Genomic DNA, 24,026 nt, shown 5'->3' with positions numbered 1-24,026 from the left:
AAGGAGACACGCCATGCAACAACGCACCTTTGTGCCCGCTGTTTTCACCCTCTCTGCCCTCAGTTTGGCAATCGTCAGCAGCAACGTACACGCTGAAGAATTCAGCCAGCTGTGGAAAGACGGCAAGGTCAACCTCGACGCTCGCTACCGCTACGAGCACGTTGACCAAGACAACGCCCTGAACAACGCCAACGCACAAACCCTGCGCTCGCGCATCACTCTGCAAACCGGCAAGTGGTACGGCCTATCCGCCTTGGTAGAAGGCGATCACGTGCTGCGCATCGGCGATGACGCCTATAACGATACCCGCAACGGCCAGAGCCAATACTCCGTTGTGGCTGACCCGGATGGCGGCGAAGTCAACCAAGCCCTGCTGCGTTATGACTACAGCATGGGCAACGTGGTGGTTGGTCGTCAGCGCATCAACCTCGACAATCAGCGTTTTGTCGGTGGTGTTGCGTGGCGGCAAAACGAGCAAACCTATGACGGCGCGCTGACGCAGTTCAAACCGTTCGATGGCATGACCTTAACCTACGGCTACATCGATCAGGTCAACACCATCTTCAGCCCCGACGATAACCGCTACACCGCAGCCGGCAACCCGGCCAACATCGACGGCCACAGCCACTTGATGAACGCCCAATACATAGTGGCCCCCGAGCTAACCGTCACCGCCTACCGCTATATGCTGGGCTTGGACGACCTGGCCAACAAAACCCAATCCAGCGCGACCAATGGCCTGCGCTTGAACGGCACCGTGGCCGGCGTCACCTACGCCGCCGAGTACGCCAGCCAGAGCGAGTACGCCGGCAACCCGAAAAAACTCGATGCCGACTACTACCTGCTGGAAGCCGGTTACACCTTCAAAGACCTCGGCGGCCTGATGCTCAAAGGCGGTTACGAAGTGCTCGAAGGCGACAAAGACACCAGCAAAGGCGCCTTCCAAACTCCGTTGGCCACCAAGCACATGTTCCAAGGCTGGGCGGATGTCTTCTTAACCACCCCGCAAGCCGGTGTGAAAGACGCCTACTTTGGCGGCAGCATTCCGCTGCTCGGTGGCAGCCTGCAGGCTTGGTACCACGACTTCCGCGCCGAAACAGGCTCTAGCCAGTACGGTGAAGAGTTCGACGTGGCTTACGGCCGTGCCATCCCCGGCGTTAAGAACCTGAGCGCTCTGGTTAAGTACGCGCAATACGATGCTGATGACTTCGGTGTCGACACCCAGAAGCTCTGGCTGCAACTGCAATACAGCCTGTGATTTCACTGTAGGTACGCCCCGAGCAATCGGGGCCTTTGCCGGGGCTGCGCTGTGCTGCTCCGGCGTCTTTCATCTGCTTTCACGCGCCTTGGCAAGGAGCTGCCCATGAACACCTCACGCAATCCTGTATTTGCCCTGCTCTTATCCTGCTTACTGGCCGTTGCGTCACTCCCGGCACAGGCCGTGCTGAATAATGCCGAAGCCGTCAACATGTCGGGCTTGCAGCGCATGCTGAGCCAACGCATCGCCAAGGCCTACCTCATGCTTGGCCAAGATGTACGCCCGGATGTTGCGCAACAGCAGCTCGACGATGCCTTGGCACTGTTTGACAGCAACCTAGAACAATTGGACGCCTACGCCCCCACGCAAGAAGTGCGCGAAGCACTGGGCCGGGTGCGCCTGATTTGGCAGGACTACCGCGAACACGCCCTGCGCCAACCCGATAAAACCACCGCCCAAGCCCTGCTCAGCCAAAGCGATTTACTGCTCGGCGCCTGCGAAAACGTGGTCAAGCTGATCGAAGCCCACGCCGGCAGCCACAGCGCCGTGCTGGTCAACCGCTCAGGCCGCCAGCGCATGCTCAGCCAGCGCATTGCCAAACTGTACTTAGCACTGAGCTGGCGGATTAACGACGACAGCCTCGCGCCGCAATTCCAACAGGCGGTTAACGAGTTCGACCAAGCCCTGCAATACCTGCAAAACGCCGAAGAAAACACCGCCGACATCAAGCTAAAACTCAACAAAGTGGCCATGCAATGGCGCTTCTCACAAGCCGGCTTCCGCCTCACCGACGAACAGCGTTACGTGCCGGTGGTGATCTTCACCACCAGCGAGCAACTGCTGAAAAAAATGCATGAGATTACCGGGCTGTATGAAGGGGTGATGGCTGGAAATGGCTAGCCGGTACCAGCGAGATAACCACCCCGAAATGCCGCAAGAATCTCTGACATATTGAGCCAAGCTGATTACCGATCGCATCGAGTGAAATGCATTTGGTCAACCAACCGGTGAGCAACCCATTGGCAGGGTTAAGCTGATTACTGAGCTTGCTGAACCCATTTGTTTCGCCCTTCCCGGGCGAGTCACTTTTGGCAGTCGCGCCAAAAGTAACCAAAAGCGCTTGCCCCACTATCCGGTCCAGCTGCGCTGGATACCTTCGCTCCGGCAGGCTTTCATGGGGCCACGGCGAAGGGCCCTCCATGGCCCATCGCCGCTTGCGCCGCATCCCTGCGGCTTACCCCACTACAGCCAGCCTGCACTCAGCCGGATAAAAGGGGCGGTTGGTGCAAATCGCACCATCAGTGATGGCTTCGCTAAGTATTTTTTGTAGCTCAACCTGCAAACCGCCAAGCCATCGACTTGCACCAATGCCCCCTTCAGCAGGCCGAGTGGAAGGTTTCTGGAAGAGGTTAAGCGGCATGGATGCCGCGCAAAGCCCTATGGGCCATGGATGGCCCATAGGGCTGGGCCTCTGGACGACTGCATGGATGCAGGAGTTAGGGCGACGCAGGATGCCAAAGCCGAAGAAACCTGGAGCGAGGGAACCCGGCGCAGCCGGGCCAATGGCGGGGGCCTGTTTCTTGTGCATACTATTCTTTCGCAAAGAATAGTAAGTCGCCGGGAGGCGAAATCAGATCTTTAAATCTCACTTCAATAGCAAGCCCAAATACCCCCGGCCCTATAGTTTCCGATCACACCACCCCATACCCAGCATCAATGTTGAAAAACCTTCGCACTCACAAAACCACCCGCACCATCAAAATAAATATTTAGATAGTCATAATCGAAACCAACCCCACTACACATTCCCAGTACATACTGCAATTCGCCAGTTCCAGACCTATAGTCCGGCTGGCCCAGCAGGGCAACCACATCAGACCTTCTCATACCAACGAAAAGATGCCTTGCAATCAGGTCCTCAACCATCGCACCACGATAACAGCCAGCACTTTCTTGATTAGTAACAGGTCGCACCCACTCGTCACGATCAAACGCACCATCAATCAGCAGAAATAATTTAAAACCAAAAAACAATGAAGCCCCCATAAAAATCATCAACTTCAAATTAAATATTCGCACAAGAAAACCCAAACTATTATTTAAAGGAACATTACCACTTCGACCCACACCCAAAGCGCCACACCACGCCCACCACTTAGTAAATACAGCGAAGGGCTATCCCAGCCCTTCGCTGCTAACTCTTAGACTCCAATAATCAAAACCATCACTCACCCTATCCAAAACACCCGCTGACTAGCCAACCAATCCCTCAATTGGCAGCGCTCTGCCCGCCAGTGCCAGTCGTGGCGTTCACTGCGCTGCTGACTCATGAGCCACCTCCGCGTTGTTGTTGCGGCCAATGGCATACCAGTCGAGTTTGCGGGTGAGCAGCATGAAGGCGGCGAGCAGGCCAAACACCAGTACTGAGCCCATCAACAGGGCGAAGTCTTCGGCGCTGAGTAGCACGTAGAGCATGCCGTAGAGGCCAGTGAGTAAGGCGCTAAAGCTCAGTGCCCGCCAGAAGTCGCGCAGCACGCTGTGGGTGTAAACCGCCAGCAAGCTCACACAGGCCGCTGCGGCCAAGGCGTAGGCGCGCGCGAAGCTCATGTGTTCGGCCAGCGATAACAACAGCAGGTAGAAGAACGCTAACGCCAACCCGACCAAGGTGTATTGCACGGGGTGAATGGCCAAGCGTTTGAGCACTTCGAACAAGAAGAACACCGCGAATGTCAGGCCGATAAACAGTAAGGCGTATTTAATCGCGCGCTCGGTTTTTAAGTATTGATCCACGGGGTCGATCAAATTGACCTTCATGGCTCGATCGTTCAGCCCGCTGCATTTCTGCTTGAAGCGGCAGTCATTCAACGCTTGCTGCATATCGGTGGCAAAGAAGCTGGTTTGCCACGCAGCGGTAAAACCTTGACTGCTTATTTCGCGTTCACGCGGCAAGTATTCGCCAACAAAACTAGGGTGCGGCCAGTCGGAGGTCAGCTTGACTTGGGTATCGGCGCCAACCGGCACCACAGCAAAAGTGCTGGTGCCTTGCAGTTGCAGGTCGAAGGCAAAGCGCAGGCTTTGTGCGGCGCCCAAATTGAACTTGCCTAACTTGGCGTGTACACCATTTTGCAGAAACCCTATCTGCGTACCCGGGGCAAATGCCCGCTGGTGGTTGTTCACGTTGGCGGTCATCTTGTTGCCAATGCCGCGAATATCGCTAATACCCACGGCGATAAACGGCGTACCGAGGCGGTAGTTCTCATCCTCGCCTTTGAGCCCCAAGCGCTTGGGCAACACAAACTGGCCGCTGATGTGGCTGAGGCTTTGATATTGGCGAATTTTGTAGATGCCACGCTGACGCACTTCGGTGCCTAGCTGGCCGTCCAGCTGCAGTTGCTCGGGCAAGAAGTACAGCCGCTTGCTGAACTCTTTGACATCTTCATAGCGCTCGCCGGTTTGCGGGTCTTGCCGCCACGTGCGTTTAATTTCCACAAAGGGCACCACCAAGATGGGCCCGGTGATCTGCTGGGCATAACTGCTGGAGCGGGCGATATCGCGCTCGACGCCTTCGCGCAAATACTGCCGGCTACTGACTAAGCCATCGATCATGGTCAGCGGTATCAGTAGAAAGAACACCAAGCCCACAATAGTGAGCACTTTAAAGCCTAAGGTACGGGTCATGCGGCGACTCCCTGTGATTGGTTGGAGTCGCTAGCCTGCGCTGCCCGTGTGGGCACTGTATGGGGCTAATGTGGAGATTGTGTGGAGAGTGCCGGCGTCTGCGACTAAGCCTTGCTGCCACCTAGGCGCGCTGCCAGCTAGTCAGGCTATAGCGGCAAACACACCGTGACGCACACACCCACACTCGGCGTGCTGACATTAGCGATGTGCAGTTTTCCGCCGTGCAAGTGCAGCACTTCCTGCACAAAGTTCAGCCCCAAGCCGCTGCTTTTGCGCCCGCTGGCTGGCCTTGGCAGCGAATAGAAGCGTTCGCTAAGACGATTCAAGGCGTATTCAGGAATCGGTTCTGCGGGGTTGAACAACGAGAGTGCCAACTGACCGTCGCGCTGCTCGGCCCACCAGTGCAAAGCACTCTCGGGCGGGGCAAAGTCGATGGCGTTGTCCAGCAGGTTATGCAGCGCTTGCGCCAGCAGCCAGCGTTCGCCACGCACACTCAGGGTGCCCGACACATCTAGCACCACGTGGAGCTGCGCTTCGCTTAAGCGCGCGTGCTGTGCGGCGAGCACCTCGTCACACAAGGCTTTTAAGGAAATCTCGCTGACCTGCTGTAAAGCCTGGCGCTGCTCGACCACGGCCAGATTGAGCAAACGCTCAATCAGCTGTTGCATGCGCTGGCTTTCGCTCACCACGTTATCGGCAAAACGCTCGCGCTCGGCTTCGCTCAACGGCTCGCGCAGTAGCTCACCGGCGGCGCGCACGGCAGCCAACGGGCTTTTCAGCTCGTGGGTTAAGGTGTGCACGTAACGCTCAACGTATTGCTTGCCGTCCAGCTCGCGGCGCATCTGCTCTAGCGCCTCGGCCAAACGCGCCAGCTCGCCACCGCGAAACTGCGGCACTTGCGCTTTAGCGCCCTGACTGACCGCGCCGGCATAGGCACCCAACAAACGCAGCGAGCGGGTCAGCCACCACGACAGCAGCGCGCCAACCAACAGCCCCAGCACAATCAGGCCCACCGCCAATGCGGTTAAGCGCGCCTCGGTGCGCGCGATATACGGCTGCAAGGTGCGATTGGGTTTGGCCACCGACACCACACCGATGATCTCGTTGCCGTCTTTGATGGGTGCGGCGACATACATCACCGAAGAATCTGCATCATCGGCCAGCTCACGGGTGGAACGCGCACCGTATTCGCCGCGCAAGGTGAGATAGACATCGTTCCAGCGCGAGTAGTCTTCGCCCACCGCTTGTCCGCTGGAATCCAAAATCACCCGCCCTTGCGCATCGGTGACGTAAATGCGGTGGCTCACCGAGCTTTTGCTAATCCCCCAGATGGTCGCATTGGGTTCACGCTGGCCATACCGGGTGAGCAACTCGGCAAACTGGCTTTGCGCCAAGCGACCGTGTTTCAGGTCATCGCGCAGCAACTCGGCGAGTAGGTTGGCGGTATCGACTAAGGTTTCTTCGCTGCTCTGGCGCACGCCAGGGCGGATTTCTTCATTCACGGTATTTAGCAAAAAGTAACCGCCCAGCCCGACAAAGAGGAAATACACCAGAAAAATGCGGATGCCTAAACGCATTAGGCGCGCTCCGGCTGATAGCTGTAACCCAAGCCACGGTGGGTTTGGATCGGCTCGCCCTCGGCATACACGGCGCGTAATTTGCCGCGCAGGGTTTTGATATGGCTGTCGATGTTACGCTCATAACCGGCGTGACTGGGCGTGCCGATGGCATCGAGCAACTGCTCGCGACTGAACACCCGCTCAGGTTGCGCCAATAAGGTATGCAGCAGATGCCATTCATGACTGGTGAGCACTAAGGTTTGCTCGCGGTAACGGATTTGCGCCCGCGCTTGGTCAACCACAAACACGCCGCAAGACTGTGCCGAGGTTGGCTCTGCCAGCGGCTCTTGCACCTGCGTGCGCTTTAGAATGGCGCGCACCCGCGCGGCTACTTCGCGCGGGCTAAAAGGCTTAGTGACGTAATCATCGGCACCAATTTCAAAGCCCACCACGCGGTCGATCTCGCTGTCACGAGCGGTTAAAAACAGCACCGGCACTTGGGAGAACTGCCGTAAGCGACGACACGCTTCAAAGCCGTCGATATCCGGCAGGCCGACATCCAACAGCCATACATCCGCCGGCGATTCTTGCTGGGCCTGCAACGCCGCTTGCGCCAGTTGCAGCCACTGCACCTCATGCCCTTCGCTGCGCAAGCTGAACAACAAGGTATCGGCAATTGCCGCCTCGTCTTCGACCACCAACACCTTAGCCATCTGCACCTATCCTGATTGCTGAGTGCAGCAGGCTGGCGAGGTTGCTGGCTGCGGTCAAGCCCTACTCAGTTACGCGCGTGGGAAATGTGAAAGCTATGCACGCCGGGGTGCTCACGCAGGTTTTGCGCCAGATCGATCATGGGTGTGCCGCAGCGGCGACAATGCGCCACGGCAACAAAGCGCCATTCAATCGCGGATTCTTTGCAGCTCACCGCCACCGAGCCCATGGCCATATCAAAGCCGTGGGCCATTAAGAACGCCCGAATCTCGCCCTCTTTCGGCACAAACTGCGGCTCAAACAACACCTGTAAGCCAATCGCTGGACGCTGCGGCAAGCGGGTTTCCAAACGCGCCAGACCCATCATGCTGGCCGCTGCCAGCAAGGTCATCAGCACGGCTGCACTGTAAAACCCCACCCCTACTAGCACGCCAATCGCCGATGAGGCCCAAATCGAGGCTGCCGTGGTTAGCCCGCTGATATTCAGGCCGGTTTTCATGATCACCCCGGCACCGAGAAAGCCGATGCCGGTCACCACGCCCTGAATCACCCGCGTGGGGTCAACCCCCATCGGCGTGGTAACCCCGTGGCCGCCGTACCAAGTGGTGGACAAGCCCGACAGCACCGTCAACGCTGCCGAAGCCATGCAGACCAAACCGTAAGTACGCATGCCGGCGGCACGACCACGATAAGCGCGCTCATAGCCCACCACACAACCTAAAAAAAGCGCGCCCAGTACGTGCAAAAAAATCAGCACATTGGTCTGCAGCATATCCAGCGACCAATAATCGAGGAGCATTTCGGGTGACAACGGATGCATAGCAACTCCCTAACGGCAACGGCCTATAGAGAGTATGGCTGGCGTGCAGAAATCTGCTGGCGAATCAGCGCCCTACGTGCTGCTTAGGGAGGGTTTTGCGGTATTTGGCTTCGATACGGGCATAGGTGCCATCAGCGCGGATCGCGGCTAAGCCGATATTGAAGCGATCGCGCTGTACGTCACGCGCAAACGCGCCTTGATAATGCACGGGTTTAAATACGTCGTACCAGCGCAGTGGCTGGTGGATATCCACACTGTGGGCCACTTCGGTGTTGAAGAACTGCAGAATCATCGGGTCCGCAACCACCACATCGACACGTCCGCTGTAGAGCAGCTTATTGCGATTTACTTGGCGCAGTTCTTCACGGTAGGCCTTATTACTCGCCGCCATCGCCGAGAACTCGGGCCCCAATATACGGCTCGCATGCTTAAAGGTGCTGATCGAATACTTCGACAAATCCGCAATGCTGCGAATCTGCAAGCCGCGCTTGTCTAAGGCCACGGCCATATCGCGATAGGTTACGTAGGGCTCACTGAAATGGCTGACCAACTCATGCTCGAAAAACATCGACGACAGCGCGTCGAGCTTGCGTTCTTCGAGCATCACTTTAAGCCGCGCCACGGGGCCAAAATACCCTTGTACGATAAAGCCCGCTGAATGCGCTGCTGCGACAAAAAGCTCGTACTCCAGCCCCTTGGCTTGGTTTTCAAAGACATAGGGTGGGCGATGCGGGCCAAAGCCCACTTGCAAAGTTTCCGCTGCCAGCGGTAAAGCCAGCATGCTGAGCGCCACTATCAGGCTTTGTTTAAACCACCTGAACATACTGTCGTCCTTGATAACTCGTGTACGAGACGCCTTCGAGCCTAGCGCATCTTTGCCAACCTGACGATTCCCGCTTACAGCGGCAGCGCGTAGGCACCCGTCACATGCGCCACAGGGCTTTCCTCATCAGAAGCGGAGAACAGTGTCACCTCACACACCGCTTGGCGACGACCGAGCTTAATAATCCGTGCGTCAGCGACTAAATCTTCGGGCTTTGGCCGCGCTAAAAAGTTGATATTTAAGTGCGACGTGACCGCCATCTCGACCTTGCCTAAGGCACCTAAGATCACCGCATACATAGCCGCATCGGCCAGCGACATGATAATCGGCCCCGATAACGTGCCGCCGGGGCGCACCATGCGCGGGCTGAACGGCACGCGGGCGCGGGCATGATGACCGTCGATACTGTCGACCTTTAAGTCGATGTCTTCGGCCATCGGCACGCCATGACGAATCAAGGCTTCCACCATGCTGGCGGTTAACTCAGGCACACTCTTCTCCTTATTCCAGACCGCGCAACCTGTACGGCTGTAGCGCATGCTCGTACAATGCCGCGTTGTTTTTTCCTCTGACAACCGACAGAACGGCCAAACATGCGTACCAGTCAGTACCTGCTTTCTACCCTTAAGGAAACCCCCTCCGACGCCGTGGTGATCAGCCACCAGCTGATGCTGCGCGCCGGGATGATCCGCAAACTGGCCTCAGGCCTCTACACTTGGCTGCCCATGGGCCTGCGGGTACTGCGCAAAGTAGAAAACGTGGTGCGCGAAGAAATGAACGCCGCCGGCGCTATCGAAGTGCTGATGCCCAGCGTGCAACCGGCTGAGCTGTGGCAAGAGTCTGGCCGCTGGGAGCAATACGGCCCCGAGCTGCTGCGCTTAAAAGACCGTCACCAACGTGACTTCTGCGCCGGCCCCACCCACGAAGAAGTCATCACCGATCTGGCACGCAACGAGCTGAACAGCTACAAGCAGCTGCCGATCAACATGTACCAAATTCAGACCAAGTTCCGCGACGAAATCCGCCCGCGCTTTGGCGTGATGCGTGGCCGCGAATTCATCATGAAGGACGCCTACTCCTTCCATGCCGATCAAGCGTCGCTGCAGCAAACCTACGACCGCATGCATCAGGCCTACTGCAACATCTTCACCCGTCTGGGCCTGAACTTCCGCCCAGTGCAGGCCGATACCGGCTCGATTGGTGGCACTGGCTCGCATGAATTCCACGTACTGGCCGATTCCGGCGAAGACGATATCGCCTTCTCTACTAGCTCGGATTACGCCGCCAACATCGAAAAAGCCGAAGCCCTGCCGCAAGAAAGCGTGCGCGGCGCAGCCACCGAAGAACTGCGCTTGGTGGATACCCCCAACGCGAAAACCATCGACGAACTGGTTGAACAGTTTGGCTTGGCCATCGAAAAAACCGTGAAAACCCTGGTGGTGCACGGTGCTGAAAAAGGCCAACTGATCGCCCTGATCGTGCGCGGCGACCACAGCCTGAACGAAATCAAAGCCGCTAACTTGGCGCAAGTGGCCAGCCCGCTGGTGTTTGCCAGCGAAGCAGAAATTCGCGCCGCGATTGGCGCTGGCCCAGGCTCGCTAGGCCCAGTCAACTTGCCGATCCCGTGCATCATCGACCGTAGCGTAGCGCTAATGAGCGACTTCGGCGCCGGCGCCAATATCGACGACAAGCACTACTTCGGCATTAACTGGGAGCGTGACCTGCCAGTTCCAGAAGTAGCTGACCTGCGCGACGTAGTGGAAGGCGACCCAAGCCCAGACGGCCAGGGCACGCTGGAAATTAAGCGCGGCATCGAAGTGGGGCACATCTTCCAGCTCGGCACTAAATACAGCGAAGCCATGAACTGCCAAGTGCTGGGCGAAAGCGGCAAGCCAATCACCCTGACCATGGGCTGCTACGGCATCGGCGTCACCCGCGTGGTGGCGGCGGCGATCGAGCAGAACTACGACGAGCGCGGCATCCTCTGGACCGACGCTTTGGCGCCCTTCCAGATCGCTCTGGTACCGCTGAAGTACGAAAACGACGCCGTACGCGAAGCCACCGACGCGCTCTACCAAGAACTGACTGCTGCCGGTTATGAAGTACTGCTGGATGACCGCGACCGCAAGACCAGCCCCGGCGTTAAATTCGCCGACATGGAGCTGATCGGCATTCCGCACCGTATCGTGGTCAGCGAGCGCGGCCTCAATGAAGGTCTGCTGGAATACAAAAACCGCCGTGACAGCGAGGCGCAAAACATTGCCCGCGCCGACCTACTGGCGCTACTCAAGGAGCGTATTGCGCGCTAACCATGATGCTTTTGGCTCGTTTTCGTCCGTTGCAAACCGCGTTAAGCGTCACCCTGTTGGTGACGCTGGTCGGTTGCGCCAATCAATTACCGCAGCGTAAAGATGTCGAGTCGCGCTTCGAGCGCAAATTGATCAGCCACTCGCTCACCTTAGAAGCCGGACAAACCGAGCCACTGGCTCTGCCGCAGCGCAATATCCGCGTGCACGAGAGCAAAACCTTCGATGTCACTGAGATCGAAGAAACCCGCTACCTGCTGCGCTACACCCCCTACCAGCCGTGGCGCGAGCTGTACGAAGTGCCTTTGGGCGCCGTGGCTATCGTCGCCGGGCTCAGCGCCAACGTGGTGAACGTCATTACCCTCGACAGTCTGCCCACCTCGGTAACCCGTGGCTGGCTGAAGTACGGGTTCGACGGCCTTAACCCGGCGATGAACGTTGAGTCCAACAGCCGCGCACAACAGAGCCTGCAGCGCCTAACGCAAAAAGAGCTCAACCAGCGCGAAGAAACCCTCAACTTGCCTTGGGCAGAGCGCCCGCTGCGAGTCGATGTGCCCGGCCATGAAGGCTTCGAGCTACTCACCGACAGCAACGGCAAACTGGCGCTGAACTTACTCCAGCCGCCCTTTGCCGATCTGGATTTACGCAACGTCAAGCAACTGCGCTTAAGCGTGTTAGACCCGCTGGATGACACCGAAGCGCACGCCGAGCTGCAGCTTGACCGCTCGCTACGGCAAACCCTAAGCGAAGCTCAGGCGCTGATCTTTGATGATCTAGAAGACGACGACGTCAGTGAATGGGTGCAACGCGTGCGCCGTCTGCAGGCACTGGGGCTAGACAGCGAAGCCGCCAATTTAGAGCAAAGCCTGCTCGCCCTCACGGCGAACGATCCCGAACTGCAAGAAGAATTCATCCAAGCCTTGCAACAGGCGCATTAATCGCCTGTAAAGCCAGCCTGCGCTAACGCGGCCTGCAACGACTCCAGCGTTTGCGGGCCCACTAAGGTGGCCTGCAGCGTTCCCTGCGGGTCGATCAACAGCGTGGTTGGCAGCACCTGTGGCCGCGCAATGCCCCAGCGCTGCGCGGGATCTTGCAGGAGCACCGCGAAACCCACTTTTAACTGCTGCATCTGCGCCTGCAAGCGCTCGCCCTGCTCGCCATCATAGTTAACCCCCAGCACCGTCAGGGCTGACGACTGTTTAGCCAGCGCGTTGAACTGGGGGATTTCCTCACGGCAAGGCGCACACCAAATCGCCCAATAATTCACCACTAGCCACTGGCTATCAGCGAACTGAACCGTTACCTTGTCACCATTAGTCAGTACTGCCTGCTCCCCCGAACAGCCACTCAATAGCCACAATAATCCGGCCACGAGGAATAGCTTCTGCATGTTGATCTCACTTGCCTGTCAGTCTGCGTTTAAGGGCCGGGCATGAATCTGCAAAGCCTGCACTTGGATGTGCCGGAGCTACTGCCGCACAACCCTCGCCCACTCAACGAATGGGTCGAATACCTGCAAGCCATGCCCGAGCAGGATGACCGCAGTCTGGCACGAGTCACCCACGAACTGAACCAAACACCACTGAATTTGCTCGAACGCCAGCGTTTGCTGCAAAACCTTACCGACCGCTTTGCCAAGCGCGGCCATCAGCTCGTCGACCGGCCACCCAATGAAACCCTGCTGGATTGGAGCGAACACCTAGCCAGTGGCTACAAGCGCCTACTGCTGCAAATTCTGCAAGGCCGCCAGCCTTCGCAAGCGCACTTAGCTTGGTGCCTGTTCATGATCATGCAGTATCTGGTGCAAGCCATTCTGCGCCACTTACAGCGCTACCAAGAGCCGCACGAAAACCTCTGGCGTGACTGCCACCTGATCTACCTTTTAGCCGAACATCACGGCTGTTTGGACGAGCCACTGTCGGTACCCTTCGCCCCGACACCGGCGAGCAGTTTGCGCGGCGCCTACCAACAAGCCTTGCTGTTGGCACTGTCTAGCCCATTTCACTTATCTAGCCACGAGCTGCATGAGCTGTTTACTGCCTTAGCGCCCTTTGCCGGACAAGCGCGTCTTGAGCAGTTCAACCCGCTGAATCGCAGTGGCCCTTGGATTGATATGGGCGGCAAAGGGCCAACCCGACAGCTGCAAGAAATCGATCCAGAAGACCAAACACTGCGCCAACTGAACTTAGCAGCGGCCTTGGTTGCGGCGCGACAAAGCTCGCCGCTACGCAGCGAAGAGCAAAACCGCTTGCTCGAGCATGCCGTCAAACACTGGCAAAACAGCGAGCAACGCGAGCACGAGCGCCACGAGCGCGAGGCGCCATGCAGCCTGATCATGGGCTTGACCGCCATTTACAGCCAGATCACCCAAGGCTCCATGCCCAGCCTTGAGGGCGTTCTATGCGACACCAGCCCAGGCGGTGCGCGCATTCGCTTAACCGCCAACGGCCTGCATTTACCGGTGGGTCAATTGGTGTGGATGCAAAGTGGCTCGCTGCGCGTACTTACCCTAGTGCAATGGCGGCATCAGGACGACAGCACTCTGCACGTTGGCCTGCGCTACCTCAAAGGCTCGGTGCGCCCGGCGTTAATCCGCCGCACACCAGAAACCCGCGCCCATCACGCCCTACTGCTAAGCACCCCGCAGCCGGGGCAAAACTGGGAACACAGCCTCTGGCTCGGCGCGGGTGAATTCACCCTGCAAGAAGATGTGCTGATTGAGCTGGAAGGCAAGAACCACCAAAACATCCATTTGGCGACCCCTAGCCACACCACACGTTGGGTTTCACGTCACCCACTGACGCTTTAGGTCACATTTTTAGCAATCCAAGTACCCTCTGCGACCACTTTCGCGCCGTGGCGCACAGTTTTCCTGACGTTCATTCCATACATTGGCCTCACTACACCGTTAACCGTGCGTGAGACTCGGCCATGAACCAAAACGCCCAAGCCCAAAGCGCTTACACCTTAGGCAACGTGCCTGAGCGCATGATCAGCAGCGCAAAAATGATTGTGACGCCTTACGAGGGCAAGCTGATTGAACTGAACGTTGCCAGCTGGCTACAAATGCCCGGCCTTGCCGAGCTGCAAATCAGCCTGCTGGTCAGCTACCAAGACGGCAGCCAAGTGCGCGAAGTACAAGTAGACCACGGCAAGCTCAATGCACTGGGCAAGGTGATGCTCTCGGGTATTGCACGCTTGCCGATGCGCAAGTCGATCAGCAACGTGCGCGTGCAAGTGCGCAGTGGAATCGAGCTGAAGAAAGTGCTCGTAGAAGAGTTATTTGTGCAGCCGGTCGAGATGGCCGAAAGCGCCAAGCAGGCTCAGCCACAGCTGTGGGCAGCCAGCTAAGCACAGCTGCTAGCGCGTCAGCGCAGTTATCCGCACAAAGGGCGAGGTGGCGACACCTCGCCTTTTTCGTTATTGGCTTGCTCAGCGTCGTGCGCGGCGCTATTGACCAACGACTCAGGCACGCTGTGAAAGCTTAGGCCGGTCAATCGATTCAGTCGCTCCAACGCCCCTTGCGGGTCTTGCTGATTGAGCGCCACCACCGTGTTGTTGGAATGCATGTCGTCACTCATTCGGAAACTCCTTTTCCCGATAAAGCCAAATGCGTGCCAGATCACACTTCCCCTGTCATCTGCCCCGCACGCCGCCTCTGCCCGTCAGTACTCACCGCTTGCGGCAGGCAGTGACAAACTTTGCCACATCAAGACGCCACTGTCTCGGCCTCCAGCCAGCTGGCCACACTGGGCGACAAGCGGGCTTCACGCTCTTGCTGCAAGGTACACAGCGCGCTGCGCAGTGCTGGATACCAGACGGCCTCTTGGCTTAGCTTCTCAGGCAATTGCTCGGTAGTGGGCAACGGCCAAGGGCAGGCAATCACCAGCTCATACAAACTCAAGCGATCCAGATCGCGGGACAGCACCCAATCACCATCGCTGGTACGGCAAACCAGATCCAAACTTTGCAGCAGCGCCAGCATATCGGCCCAATCGGCTTCCGGCAGCGGCCACCCGGCTTTTTGCACATGCTTTAAACGCACGGTTTTGCCGGCCTGCTGCGCATCATGAAAGACCCGCAATACCCCCATCATGATCAACAGCGGCGGCAACGACAAACGCCGCCAAGCGCCGCTGGAGCTCAAATGGCAGACCAGTTCAGCGCCAAACAGCACGATGACCCACGACAGGTAAATCCACAGCAAAAACACCGGAAAGGCAGCGAACGCGCCATAGATCAGCTGAAAGCTGGGGAACATTTTTACGTACAAGCCAAATGCAGCCTTGGCAGCCTCAAACAACAGCGCGGTGACCAAAGCCCCCGCCACTGCCCGGCCCAACTTGACCCGCGCATTGGGCACCGCGCTGTACAGTAAGGTAAACGCGCCCACGCTAAGCACAAACGGCACAAAACGCAGCAAGGTGGCCACACCTGGCAAGGCTTCGGCATCGGACATAATCGACAGCGAGGTGACATAGGTGCTCAGGGCAAAACCGGCGCCCAACAGCAGCGGGCCAAGGCTTAAGATTGCCCAATAAAGCAAGAAGCTCGACACCCCACGACGCGGCTGCTGCACCCGCCAGATGGCATTGAAGGCCTTCTCAATCGTCACCAGCATCATAAAGGCGGTAAACGCCAGCACCGCCACCCCCACCCAAGTGAGGTTGCGCGCCTGCGCGGCAAAGCCCTTGAGGTGCTCCTGCACCACACTGCCGGCCGACGGCACAAAGTTCTGAAAGACAAAGTTCTGGATTTGCTCGCCCGCACCCTGAAACGCCGGGACCGCCGCCAACATAGTGAAGGTCACGGTCATGATCGGCACCACCGCAAACAAGGTGGTATAGGTTAGGGCGGCAGCGCTGTTTAGCGCCTTGTCTTCGACAAAGCGGGTCAGCAAGAAAATCACAAAATCCCAGGCATCTTTGGCTCGCTGCATTCGCTCTCCCCTGCGGCTTAGGCGTTCGTCTTGGCGCACGCTTGCGGCTAGAATAGTCGCCCTCTGAGCTGACGACGACTGCGACCTTACCATGAGCGACCTTATTCTTTTGCATAACCCGCGCTGTTCTAAGTCCCGTGGCGCATTAGAAATTCTTGAGCAACGCGGCCTACAACCGCAGATCGTTCGCTATCTCGACGAGCCGCTAAACGCCGAGGCCATTGCCGAGCTGCTGAACAAACTAGGCCTCAGCGCCCGCGAACTGCTACGCAAAGGCGAAGACGACTACAAAGCGCTAAATTTGGCCGACACCTCGCTCAGCGAAGCGCAGCTGATAGCCGCCATGGCCAGCCACCCAAAACTCATCGAGCGGCCGATTTTGGTGGTCGGTGAGCGCGCCGTGGTCGGCCGCCCGCCAGAGCGCGTGCTGGAGTTATTAGCGTGACGCCCTATGTGCTGGTGCTGTACTACAGCCGCCACGGTAGCACCGCCGAAATGGCCCGTCTGATTGCCCGTGGCGTCGAGGCCAGCGGCATCGAAGCGCGCTTACGCACAGTGCCTAATGTTTCGCCAGACACCGAGGCCAGCGCCGCGGAAGTTCCCGCCGATGGCGCTATCTACTGCAGCCAAGACGACCTGCAACATTGCAGCGGTTTAGTGCTCGGCAGTCCAACGCGCTTCGGCAATATGGCCAGCGCACTGAAGCACTTTATCGACGGCAGCAGCAGCCTGTGGCTGTCTGGCGCATTGGTGGGTAAACCGGCGGCGGTGTTTACCTCCACCGCCAGCTTGCATGGCGGCCAAGAGAGCACGCTGTTGTCGATGCTGTTACCGCTACTGCACCACGGCATGCTGATCTGCGGCTTGCCCTACAGCGAAAGCGCGCTGCTGGAAACCCGCGGTGGCGGCACGCCCTACGGCGCCAGTCACTTTGCCGGGCAAGATGGCAAGCGCGCCTTGGATGAACATGAAAAACGCCTGTGCAAAGCCTTGGGCGAGCGCGTTGGCCGTTTGGCCATGCAATTGGAGAAGTAATTGATGAACCCGCGTCCTTGGTATTGGGCCAGCCTTGCGCTGTATGCCGTGTTATTGGCCTTTTTAAGCGCTTGGGTGCTGTCGCTTGAGCTCACTATAAACAGCAAGCTGGCGGTACTGAGCGTGCATTTAGTGCCGCTGCTGATCTTTTTACCGTGGCTGCTCATGGGCCGGCGCAAAGCCTTTCAAGGCCTGTGCTTCGTGCTCAACCTGTACTTTATTCAGGGCGTGACTAAGGCCTTTGAGCCGGGGCATATGTGGCTTGGCACTGCCGAGGCAGCGATCACCACGGCGGTATTTATCGCCGCCATGCTGTATGCCCGCGCCGATATGCAACGCGCACGTCGTGAGTTAGGGCTGTAAAAGCTAGCCGTATCGAAAGCGTTGATTAAACCAGCGAACGACTCCAGCACCGCGCAACGCAGTGATGGTGCTGTGCAGCGGTTTAAGCGGCGCTTTCGCTACCAGTCGAGCACTTCTTTTAAGAAGGGAATAGTCAGCTTGCGCTGCGCCTGCAGCGAGGCCTGATCCAGGCGCTCCAGCACATCGAATAGCTCATTCATACTGCGCCCGCTACGGGTGAGAATAAACCGCCCGGCTTCTTCCGACATTTGCAGGCCACGGCGAAAGGCGCGTAGCTGCAAGGCGCGCAGCTTGTCTTCATCCGACAGCTCATGCAGCTGAAACACCAAGGCTTGCGATAAACGTGAACGCAAATCCGCCAAGGTCAGCGGCAATTCACGCGGCGCGGCATCGGCGCTAAGCAGCAAACGCCGCCCGCTATCGCGTAGACGATTGAATAAATGGAACAGCGCTTCTTGCCACTGCGGGTCGGTCGCTACCCGCTGCACATCGTCCAAGCAGACCAGTTCAAATTGCTCCAAGCCCTCTAACAAGGCCGGGCCAAGCTCGGCGACTTCTTCTAAGGGCAAGTACAAAGCCGCCGCGCCTTGTTGCTCTAGGCGATGACACGCCGCTTGTAACAGATGACTGCGCCCTACCCCCAGCGGCCCCCAGAGGTACACCAAGCTTTCCACCCAGCCGGCTTCCGGCTCGCACAGGCGCTCAACGTAGCCTTGTGCTGCGGCGTTAATACCGGGGTAAAAGTTGGCGAAGGTGGCGTCATCACGCAGACGCACCCCCAAGGGAAGCTGTACTGGTTTCATCAGGTGTCTTGCTGTGTAGGCGGGGCGACCGTCGACTCTCCGTAAAGGTCGGAAAGTTTATATAAATCATGCACATGGCGCAGCAAAACCATAATCACCGCAGCCACCGGCAAGGCCAACAAAATACCGACAAAGCCAAACAGCTGGCCGCCAGCCATGATGGCGAAGATCACCGCCACCGGGTGCAAACCAATGCGATCGCCGACCAACAGCGGGGTCAGCACCATGCCCTCGAGCATTTGCCCCACGCCAAACACCGCCGCCACCCCGGCCAACATCAGTGGGTCAGCCCCAAATTGGAAAACCGCCGCAATTAAGGCGGCGACGATGCCCACTGCAAAGCCCATGTACGGCACTATGCTGGCAAGACCGGCGAGCATGCCGATGAGCAACCCCAAGTCGAGGCCCAACAGCATCAAGCCCAGCGCATACACAGTGCCCAGCGCTAACATCACCAGCAGCTGGCCGCGCAAGAAGGCGCCAATCACCTCATGGCATTCACCAAGCAGGCCAACAATCACACCTTCATTGCGGCGCGGCAGCAAGGTGCGCAGGCGTGCCATGACGATGTCCCAGTCGCGCAGCAGGTAAAAACTCACCACCGGCACCAACACCAAGTTAGTCAGCGCCAAAGCCAGCGCCATGCCCGAGTTACCCACCACTAGCAGCAAGTTTTTGGCGATGCCTGATGCATCGCCTAAATGCCCGGCCAAGACCTTCTTCAACTGATCCAGCTGCCAGAAACCTTCTGGCAAGCCAAATTGCGCCTGCACCCACGGCAAGCCTTGGTTTTGCAGCCAATCCAAGCCCAGCGGTACATATTCAGCCAACTTCACTAACTGGCGACCGAGCAAAGGCAGCAGTACCAGTAAGGCCAACAGCATCAGCAAGGTGAACACCGCGAACACTAAGGTCACGGCCCACGTGCGGCCTAAGCCTTTGCTTTCTAGCCAGTCAGCCAATGGGTCACCGAGATAGGCGATCAGTACGCCAAGCAAAAAAGGCGTCAAAATCGGCTGCAGCAGATAGATCAACCACGCCAATAACACGCCACCTGCCAGCCACAACCAGCGATTCGATGTGCTCATGCTTTCATCCTCGTTGCACGATACAGTCGCGTCCATTGCCACACATAATGCCCGCCGCTGAGCACAGCGAGCAGCGCCACACAGACAATCAGCGCACTGCGGTAATCAGCAAACGCCGACCACACGCTGAGCTCAATCAGCACCACCAGCACCAGTAAGATTTGCAGCACGGTGGAGCACTTACCCAGCACGCTGGGCGCCATCGACAGCGCGCCGACCAAATAGCGATAGACCACAGCGCCGCTAACGATCAGCGCATCGCGCAGCAGCACCAGCACAGTCAGCCACCACGGCAATACTTGGGTCACGCTCAAGCACAGGTAACTGGTGACCAGTAACAGTTTGTCGGCCAATGGATCGAGCACTGCGCCAAAGCGACTGGTCCAGCCAAAGCGCCGGGCCAGAAAGCCATCCAGCCCATCGGAAATACCGGCGATAAAAAACAAACTCAGCGCTTGGCCGAAGCGTTCAGCCAGCAGTAGCCAAGCAATCGGCAGCACCAGCACGACCCGCATTACGGTCAGCGCATTGGGGATCTGGCGTAACCAGTGCTGCATCATGCTTACGGCCAGCGGTAGTGTTGTGCCATGCCAAGGCTATCGGCCGCCGGCAATACCGGCTGACCATTGGCATCCACGCCCGGCTGCACCTGCGGGGCCATTTCCGGGGCCGCCACGATACCGGCCAAGCCAAGCTGCGCGGCCAATTGCTCGCGATTAGCTTGCAGGCGATAGGTCAGGCGATCGGCATTGGCATTAAGCAAACGCGGTGCAAAGGGCTCGAGCAGACGGTCCAGCTGCGCATAGCGGCCTAGCTCAGTGACACCATGCACCACCAAGATGAACTCGCCCTGACTGGCGCTACTGGCGACAAAGCGACCAGCCAACTGTGCGGCCAGTTGCTGATAGATCTCTTTGGCCAAGGCGCTGTTATCCGCCCCGGCAGCCGTGCCCTGCACTTGCCAATCGCCCATCCACGCCTGCCAAGTGGCTTGCACGCCGGCGCCATTAGGCTTGCTAACCACCGCCAAGCGCGCATCGGCGTTGTAACGCGTGGAGGCTACTTCCAACGTTTGCGGCTGGCCGGCCACCACATCGGCGGTGGCCAACAGCTGCTCATCCAGATCTGCCAAAGGCAAACGCAGCGGTAAACCGGCATGTTGGGCGCCCTCGCGCAGGCTCGCCGCTTGTTCAAGACCATCGCCCACTAAAGCGAAGGTATCGTCGGCATTTTGGTTTAGCCACCAGGTCAGCACCGCCGGGCGACTTGCGCCCCACACCGGCACCCCGGCTTGGCGCAGCAGGTTATCGACCAGCAACGGATTAAACGCCACATCGAGGCTCACCGCATCGCCCTGCTGGCGATAACCGTATTGGTTAGCAAAACCTTCCGGCGCTTTTAGCGCAGCTTGGATGTCGGCATTATCCAGCGCGGCGCGACTACCGGTCAGGCGCTGCACTAAGGTAGCCAAGGCACGCCCAAGCGCCGCCGTGCGCTCTTCTGCCTGCTGGCCGGCGACCGGCTCAGAGACGTCGTAGAGGTTCTCCACCGGCGCAGCCGAGGCTAACGCAGTGGCTAAAGAAAACAGCAGCGCACATAACAGGCGGGACATAGACGGGGTCCTTGGGCGAAATAAAGCTGGCATACCTTAAAAGCGCACCGCAGTAACAGCAAGTGACACGCGCCACATGGGCATGATTTGCCTCACCGGCGTGCGCGCCAACCGCACCAGCGGCAAGGGGCAAAGGTGTCCTCGCTGCGGCAGCCCTGCTAGAATGTGCGCCTTTCTTTTTCTCCCCCCTATTTTCCGCCAAGGCCAGGACTCATGAGCAACAAGCAGCCCTCCATCAGTTACAAAGACGCCGGTGTAGACATCGATGCTGGCGAAGCCCTGGTTGAGCGCATTAAAGGTGTCGCCAAGCGCACTGCCCGCCCCGAAGTGATGGGCGGCTTGGGCGGCTTCGGCGCCCTGTGTGAAATCCCTGCCGGTTACAAGCAGCCGGTGCTGGTCTCTGGCACCGACGGCGTGGGCACCAAACTGCGTTTGGCGCTGAACCTGAACAAGCACGACAGCATTGGCCAAGACTTGGTCGCCATGTGCGTGAATGACTTAGTCGTGTGTGGCGCCGAGCCGCTGTTCTTCCTCGACTACTACGCCACCGGCAAGCTGAACGTCGACGTCGCTGCCACCGTCGTGACCGGCATTGGCGCTGGCTGCGAACTGGCTGGCTGCTCGCTGGTAGGCGGTGAGACTGCCGAAATGCCCGGCATGTATGAAGGCGAAGATTACGACCTAGCCGGCTTCTGCGTGGGCGTGGTGGAAAAAAGCGAAATCATCGACGGCAGCAAAGTGCAGACCGGCGACGCACTGATCGCCCTGCCGTCTTCGGGCCCGCACTCCAACGGCTACTCGCTGATCCGCAAGATCATCGAAGTTAGCGGCAGCGATATCGAAACCATCAGCCTCGACGGCAAGCCGCTGACCGACCTGCTGATGGCCCCGACGCGCATCTATGTGAAGCCGCTGCTGCAGCTGATCAAAGACACCGGCGCGGTGAAAGCCATGGCCCACATCACCGGCGGCGGCCTGCTGGATAACATCCCGCGCGTGCTGCCAGAAAACAGCCAAGCGGTGATCGACGTGGCCAGCTGGACGCGCCCAGTAGTGTTCGACTGGCTGCAAGAACAAGGCAACGTCGACGAGCACGAAATGCACCGCGTACTCAACTGCGGCGTGGGCATGGTGATTTGCGTCGCGCAAGACCAAGTAGACACCGCACTGGCCAGCCTGCGCGCCAACGGCGAACAGCCATGGGTGATCGGCCAGATTGCCCAAGCGCAAGCCGGCGAAGCCGCGGTTAAGCTGAACAACCTGAAGCAACACTAATGGCGCAGCCCTGTCGTGCGCTGGTGCTGATTTCCGGCTCCGGCAGCAATCTGCAAGCCTTGATCGACCAACTGCACAGCAGCGATGCGCCTTTGCACATCGCCGCTGTGTTGTCGAACAAAGCCGATGCCTACGGTTTAATCCGCGCGCAAAACGCCGGTATCGACACCTTAGTGCTCGATCACAAAGCCTACGCCGACCGCGAAGCCTTCGACCGCGCCATGATCAGCGCCATGGATGCCTACCAGCCTGATTTGGTCATCCTCGCTGGGTTCATGCGCATCCTCACGCCGACCTTTGTCGAGCACTATCAAGGCCGCTTGCTGAACATTCATCCATCGCTGTTGCCGCGCCACAAGGGTTTAAACACCCATCAGCGCGCGCTGGATGAAGGCGATAGCGAACACGGCTGCAGCGTGCACTTTGTCACCGCCGAGCTAGATGGCGGGCCGGTTATCGCCCGTGCAGCAATCGACATTCTGCCGGGCGACAGCGCCGAAACACTGGCGCAGCGTGTGCACCAGCAAGAACACCTGCTGTATCCTCAAGTCGCTCGCTGGTTTGCCGAAGGCCGTTTAAGCCTCGCCGCCAGCGGCCCACTGCTCGACGGGCAAGCGCTGCCCGCCACAGGCAAAACCTTGCGTAACGGAGAGATGCACTGATGCGCCTGCTATTGATTAGCTTACTCACCGCCCTGCCGCTGCTGGCCAGCGCCAGTGAGCTACTGCCCTTTACCGCCAGCTACACCGCCGACTGGAAACAACTACCCGTGAGCGGCTCAGCCGAACGCAGCTTAGTTAAGCTGGAGTCCGGCCAATGGGAATACCAATTCCGCGCCTCCATGCTGGTGGCCGAACTGACCGAACGCAGCGTGTTTCACTTGAACGGCCAGCAAATTCAGCCAGACCAATACCGCTTTAAGCGCGGCGGCCTCGGCAAGAGCAAAGAGATCAGCCACGACTTTGACTGGGCCAACAAGCAAGTCACCGGCAGCGACCGTGGCGAAGCGGTCAAACTGACCTTAAAAAGCGGCCTGCAAGACAAATCCAGCTACCAGCTGGCCCTGCGTAACGACGTCGCCGACGGCAAAAAGAGCATGAGCTACCAAGTGGTGGACGGCGACGAGATCGACGTTTACGACTTCCGCGTGCTGGGTGAAGAGAAAGTCCGCACTAAGGCCGGCCTGCTCGACGCGATTAAAGTCGAGCGTGTGCGCGACCCAACCAAATCCGGCCGCACTACTGTGCTGTGGTTCGCCAAAGACTGGAGCTACTTGCTGGTGCGCTTGCACCAGAAAGAAGAAGACGGCAAGGAATACCAGATCATGCTCAAAGAAGCCGAAGTCGACGGCAAGCCAGTGCAAGGCGCTAAAGACAGCTAATAAAAAGGCAGTTAAGGAAACGCTGATTTATTAAGCCTCACACCAGCACCAGTGCCGATTCGCAGCGCAAAATCAGAAAACCAGCTCGATTCCCCGCATGACTAGCGCCTTTTGGCGTTAGCGCAGCCTCCGTAGAGGCCATTTCCCGTCAGCAAGACGGATTTATCCCGTGAGCACGCATCAAATGTCGCTTGGATAGCAGCAAATTCGCGAAGCCAAACAGGCTGAACAGCTGCGCCGTGTTTTTCGTCAGACCGCGATAGCGCGTTTTGCGGTAATGAAACAGATTTTTAACCACGTGAAAGGGATGCTCGACTTTGGCGCGCACTTTGGCTTTCAGGCGTTCTATTTGCTCTTGCAACTGGCCTTCTGGAG

At 58.3% G+C, this 24,026-nt stretch carries 27 protein-coding genes; 12 read left to right on the top strand and 15 right to left on the bottom strand.

Features of this window, described 5'->3' with window-relative positions; genetic code table 11:
• Window positions 1–13: 13 nt before the first annotated feature.
• Entirely contained in the window at window positions 14–1,258 is a 1,245-nt protein-coding gene (locus tag BMX80_RS11690) for an alginate export family protein (protein WP_074868681.1), read from the top strand.
• Between the two features lie 105 nt (window positions 1,259–1,363).
• A complete protein-coding gene (locus BMX80_RS11685; protein WP_074868679.1) occupies window positions 1,364–2,158 on the top strand; it encodes a type IV pili methyl-accepting chemotaxis transducer N-terminal domain-containing protein in 795 nt (264 codons plus the stop codon).
• An 813-nt stretch (window positions 2,159–2,971) separates the two neighbouring features.
• On the opposite strand, the gene BMX80_RS11680 is transcribed toward BMX80_RS11685, so the two are convergent.
• From BMX80_RS11680 to BMX80_RS11650, 7 genes are all read right to left on the bottom strand, one after another.
• Window positions 2,972–3,385, bottom strand: coding sequence for a hypothetical protein (locus BMX80_RS11680; protein ID WP_175474910.1), 414 nt, complete (start codon window positions 3,383–3,385; stop codon window positions 2,972–2,974).
• Between the two features lie 183 nt (window positions 3,386–3,568).
• Window positions 3,569–4,936 carry a cell envelope integrity protein CreD gene (creD, locus tag BMX80_RS11675; protein ID WP_074868673.1) on the bottom strand — a complete coding sequence of 456 codons (1,368 nt, stop codon included), beginning with the start codon at window positions 4,934–4,936 and terminating at the stop codon, window positions 3,569–3,571.
• Window positions 4,937–5,082: 146 nt separating this feature from the next.
• Window positions 5,083–6,513, bottom strand: coding sequence for a two-component system sensor histidine kinase CreC (gene creC / locus BMX80_RS11670; RefSeq protein WP_074868671.1), 1,431 nt, complete (start codon window positions 6,511–6,513; stop codon window positions 5,083–5,085).
• Window positions 6,513–7,208 carry a two-component system response regulator CreB gene (creB, locus tag BMX80_RS11665; RefSeq protein WP_074868669.1) on the bottom strand — a complete coding sequence of 232 codons (696 nt, stop codon included), beginning with the start codon at window positions 7,206–7,208 and terminating at the stop codon, window positions 6,513–6,515. Before creB ends, creC begins: the two co-directional genes overlap by 1 nt.
• A 65-nt stretch (window positions 7,209–7,273) precedes the next feature.
• Entirely contained in the window at window positions 7,274–8,026 is a 753-nt protein-coding gene (locus BMX80_RS11660; RefSeq protein WP_071871251.1) for an MgtC/SapB family protein, read from the bottom strand.
• A 64-nt stretch (window positions 8,027–8,090) separates the two neighbouring features.
• Window positions 8,091–8,849, bottom strand: a complete 759-nt coding sequence (locus tag BMX80_RS11655) for a transporter substrate-binding domain-containing protein (protein ID WP_083394319.1) — start codon at window positions 8,847–8,849, stop codon at window positions 8,091–8,093.
• Window positions 8,850–8,923: 74 nt separating this feature from the next.
• Window positions 8,924–9,319 (bottom strand): PaaI family thioesterase, encoded by a 396-nt coding sequence (locus BMX80_RS11650; RefSeq protein ID WP_407922794.1) that lies wholly within the window; start codon window positions 9,317–9,319, stop codon window positions 8,924–8,926.
• 123 nt (window positions 9,320–9,442) lie between these two features.
• Here BMX80_RS11650 and BMX80_RS11645 point away from each other — a divergent pair, with 123 nt between their 5' ends.
• Both BMX80_RS11645 and BMX80_RS11640 read left to right on the top strand, forming a co-directional pair.
• Complete coding sequence (locus BMX80_RS11645; RefSeq protein WP_074868667.1) at window positions 9,443–11,158, top strand: proline--tRNA ligase; 1,716 nt, start codon at window positions 9,443–9,445, stop codon at window positions 11,156–11,158.
• A 5-nt stretch (window positions 11,159–11,163) separates the two neighbouring features.
• Window positions 11,164–12,093: a hypothetical protein gene (locus BMX80_RS11640; protein WP_083394322.1), complete on the top strand. Its 930-nt coding sequence runs from the start codon at window positions 11,164–11,166 to the stop codon at window positions 12,091–12,093.
• On the opposite strand, the gene BMX80_RS11635 is transcribed toward BMX80_RS11640, so the two are convergent.
• Window positions 12,090–12,545 carry a TlpA family protein disulfide reductase gene (locus BMX80_RS11635; protein ID WP_074868663.1) on the bottom strand — a complete coding sequence of 152 codons (456 nt, stop codon included), beginning with the start codon at window positions 12,543–12,545 and terminating at the stop codon, window positions 12,090–12,092. The genes BMX80_RS11640 and BMX80_RS11635 overlap by 4 nt on opposite strands.
• A 42-nt stretch (window positions 12,546–12,587) precedes the next feature.
• Here BMX80_RS11635 and BMX80_RS11630 point away from each other — a divergent pair, with 42 nt between their 5' ends.
• Complete coding sequence (locus BMX80_RS11630) at window positions 12,588–13,964, top strand: PilZ domain-containing protein (RefSeq protein ID WP_071871246.1); 1,377 nt, start codon at window positions 12,588–12,590, stop codon at window positions 13,962–13,964.
• A 122-nt stretch (window positions 13,965–14,086) separates the two neighbouring features.
• Window positions 14,087–14,506, top strand: coding sequence for a hypothetical protein (locus BMX80_RS11625; protein ID WP_074868659.1), 420 nt, complete (start codon window positions 14,087–14,089; stop codon window positions 14,504–14,506).
• Between the two features lie 26 nt (window positions 14,507–14,532).
• On the opposite strand, the gene BMX80_RS11620 is transcribed toward BMX80_RS11625, so the two are convergent.
• Together BMX80_RS11620 and BMX80_RS11615 are read right to left on the bottom strand one after the other, a co-directional pair.
• On the bottom strand, window positions 14,533–14,736 hold the full coding sequence (locus BMX80_RS11620) for a hypothetical protein (RefSeq protein ID WP_071871244.1): 204 nt from the start codon (window positions 14,734–14,736) through the stop codon (window positions 14,533–14,535).
• A 128-nt stretch (window positions 14,737–14,864) separates the two neighbouring features.
• The gene (locus BMX80_RS11615; RefSeq protein ID WP_074868656.1) at window positions 14,865–16,094 is read right to left on the bottom strand and encodes a YihY family inner membrane protein; all 1,230 of its coding nucleotides are present in this window, start codon (window positions 16,092–16,094) and stop codon (window positions 14,865–14,867) included.
• Window positions 16,095–16,185: 91 nt separating this feature from the next.
• Between BMX80_RS11615 and arsC the strand changes: the two genes are divergently transcribed.
• Genes arsC through BMX80_RS11600 form a run of 3 tightly spaced genes read left to right on the top strand, consistent with a single transcriptional unit; the run spans window position 16,186 to window position 17,492 of the window.
• Complete coding sequence (gene arsC, locus BMX80_RS11610; RefSeq protein ID WP_071871242.1) at window positions 16,186–16,539, top strand: arsenate reductase (glutaredoxin); 354 nt, start codon at window positions 16,186–16,188, stop codon at window positions 16,537–16,539.
• Window positions 16,536–17,129, top strand: a complete 594-nt coding sequence (wrbA, locus tag BMX80_RS11605; protein ID WP_268875137.1) for an NAD(P)H:quinone oxidoreductase — start codon at window positions 16,536–16,538, stop codon at window positions 17,127–17,129. The genes arsC and wrbA overlap by 4 nt, the downstream gene beginning before the upstream one ends.
• Window positions 17,130–17,132: 3 nt before the next feature.
• Window positions 17,133–17,492: a DUF2069 domain-containing protein gene (locus BMX80_RS11600; protein WP_074868653.1), complete on the top strand. Its 360-nt coding sequence runs from the start codon at window positions 17,133–17,135 to the stop codon at window positions 17,490–17,492.
• Between the two features lie 98 nt (window positions 17,493–17,590).
• Here BMX80_RS11600 and hda read toward each other — a convergent pair whose 3' ends face one another.
• Genes hda through BMX80_RS11580 form a run of 4 tightly spaced genes read right to left on the bottom strand, consistent with a single transcriptional unit; the run spans window position 17,591 to window position 20,995 of the window.
• Window positions 17,591–18,295, bottom strand: a complete 705-nt coding sequence (gene hda, locus BMX80_RS11595) for a DnaA regulatory inactivator Hda (protein WP_074868650.1) — start codon at window positions 18,293–18,295, stop codon at window positions 17,591–17,593.
• Window positions 18,295–19,383: an AI-2E family transporter gene (locus tag BMX80_RS11590; protein WP_074868645.1), complete on the bottom strand. Its 1,089-nt coding sequence runs from the start codon at window positions 19,381–19,383 to the stop codon at window positions 18,295–18,297. The genes hda and BMX80_RS11590 overlap by 1 nt, the downstream gene beginning before the upstream one ends.
• Window positions 19,380–19,943 (bottom strand): CDP-alcohol phosphatidyltransferase family protein, encoded by a 564-nt coding sequence (locus BMX80_RS11585; protein ID WP_083394318.1) that lies wholly within the window; start codon window positions 19,941–19,943, stop codon window positions 19,380–19,382. Before BMX80_RS11585 ends, BMX80_RS11590 begins: the two co-directional genes overlap by 4 nt.
• A 2-nt stretch (window positions 19,944–19,945) precedes the next feature.
• On the bottom strand, window positions 19,946–20,995 hold the full coding sequence (locus BMX80_RS11580) for a DUF2066 domain-containing protein (RefSeq protein WP_074868642.1): 1,050 nt from the start codon (window positions 20,993–20,995) through the stop codon (window positions 19,946–19,948).
• A 213-nt stretch (window positions 20,996–21,208) separates the two neighbouring features.
• Here BMX80_RS11580 and purM point away from each other — a divergent pair, with 213 nt between their 5' ends.
• From purM to BMX80_RS11565, 3 genes are read left to right on the top strand one after another with little or no spacing between them, the layout of a single operon-like run.
• The gene (purM, locus tag BMX80_RS11575; RefSeq protein ID WP_074868639.1) at window positions 21,209–22,270 is read left to right on the top strand and encodes a phosphoribosylformylglycinamidine cyclo-ligase; all 1,062 of its coding nucleotides are present in this window, start codon (window positions 21,209–21,211) and stop codon (window positions 22,268–22,270) included.
• The gene (gene purN / locus BMX80_RS11570) at window positions 22,270–22,932 is read left to right on the top strand and encodes a phosphoribosylglycinamide formyltransferase (protein ID WP_074868638.1); all 663 of its coding nucleotides are present in this window, start codon (window positions 22,270–22,272) and stop codon (window positions 22,930–22,932) included. Before purM ends, purN begins: the two co-directional genes overlap by 1 nt.
• A complete protein-coding gene (locus BMX80_RS11565) occupies window positions 22,932–23,651 on the top strand; it encodes a DUF3108 domain-containing protein (RefSeq protein ID WP_074868635.1) in 720 nt (239 codons plus the stop codon). Before purN ends, BMX80_RS11565 begins: the two co-directional genes overlap by 1 nt.
• 148 nt (window positions 23,652–23,799) lie before the next feature.
• Here the strand turns inward: BMX80_RS11565 and BMX80_RS11560 are convergent.
• Window positions 23,800–24,026 (bottom strand): transposase (locus tag BMX80_RS11560; protein WP_139214106.1); only part of this gene is annotated, 227 nt, incomplete at its 5' end.

Origin of the sequence: Atopomonas hussainii (assembly GCF_900109735.1) — a bacterium.
In the GTDB taxonomy this organism is placed as follows: Bacteria; Pseudomonadota; Gammaproteobacteria; order Pseudomonadales; family Pseudomonadaceae; genus Atopomonas; species Atopomonas hussainii.
The sequence above is the reverse complement of the archived record's forward strand: the minus strand, read 5'-3'. Positions and strand labels throughout refer to the sequence as shown.